Source organism: Flavobacterium macrobrachii, assembly GCF_014486675.1.
Taxonomy (GTDB): domain Bacteria; phylum Bacteroidota; class Bacteroidia; order Flavobacteriales; family Flavobacteriaceae; genus Flavobacterium; species Flavobacterium macrobrachii.
This window is the reverse complement of record NZ_JACTAC010000168.1, coordinates 1-892: the sequence shown is the minus strand read 5'-3', so window position 1 is coordinate 892 and position 892 is coordinate 1. Positions and strand designations below refer to the sequence as shown.

2 protein-coding genes are annotated in these 892 nt (G+C 37.3%); both read left to right on the top strand.

Translation table 11 applies throughout. From position 1 onward, the window contains the following. Positions 1–200: 200 nt before the first annotated feature. Positions 201–542, top strand: a complete 342-nt coding sequence (locus IAI56_RS15775) for a type II toxin-antitoxin system RelE/ParE family toxin (protein WP_187658767.1) — start codon at positions 201–203, stop codon at positions 540–542. 4 nt (positions 543–546) lie between these two features. After that, complete coding sequence (locus IAI56_RS15770; protein ID WP_187658766.1) at positions 547–873, top strand: helix-turn-helix domain-containing protein; 327 nt, start codon at positions 547–549, stop codon at positions 871–873. Positions 874–892: the final 19 nt, after the last annotated feature.

The window sequence follows — 892 nt, the reverse complement described above, 5'->3', positions numbered from 1 at the left end:
ACGGTAACGATACGCCGGGTAGTTCTATCAGGTTTTGAGTTCCCGTGTTCGATTTGTGTTTCAAAATCCCCGCCTGCGCCAAGCGGCGAAACGTTGTGCGTCAGCTTAAAAAACCGACGCCAGAGAAAATATCGAAAAAAATTGTTTCTATTTTTAGAAACTTTCATTACCTTTGTGACGTTTAACAATAACAGTATTGAATGAGGTTTTTCGAGACTAAATTTTTAGAAGAAGCTGACGAGTTCATTTCAGGACTTGATCGAAAGACCGTTAAAAAAATATTTTACAATATTGACCTTGCTGAACAGACCAATGACCCAAAACTTTTTAAGAAACTACAAAATGACATTTGGGAGTTTCGGACAAAATACGCAGGACTTCAAATTCGACTACTTGCTTTTTGGGACAAGACCGATAACAAAGAAACTTTGGTTCTTGCGACACACGGTTTCATAAAGAAAGTTGACAAAGTTCCGGCTAACGAGATTGACCGTGCAGTAAGACTTAGAGAAAAATATTTTAACAACAAACAAAAAAAGTAATCATATGGCACCTAAAGAATTAAAGACATACTCGCTTGCCGAAATGAAAGACAAGTATATCGGCAAAGTCGGGACACAAGAACGTGACGAATACGAATACGAACTTCGTATGGACGTTTTAGGAAAAATGATTAAAACTGCTAGACAAGAAAGAAACTTGACACAAGAAGAACTCGGACGACTTGTTGGAGTTCAGAAAGCTCAAATCTCTAAACTTGAAAGTAGTGCTAACAGTGCGACTATTGACACAATATTAAAAGTGTTCAAAGCACTAAAAGCAGAAATCAATTTTAACGTAAAACTTGAAGACAACTTTGTTAAACTCGCCTGACAGAAAAGAAAGCCGAACG

Coding starts and splice junctions, on each gene's coding strand:
- IAI56_RS15775 (WP_187658767.1), top strand. CDS start 201: ATGAGGTTTTTCGAGACTAAATTTTTAGAAGAAGCTGACGAGTTCATT.
- IAI56_RS15770 (WP_187658766.1), top strand. CDS start 547: ATGGCACCTAAAGAATTAAAGACATACTCGCTTGCCGAAATGAAAGAC.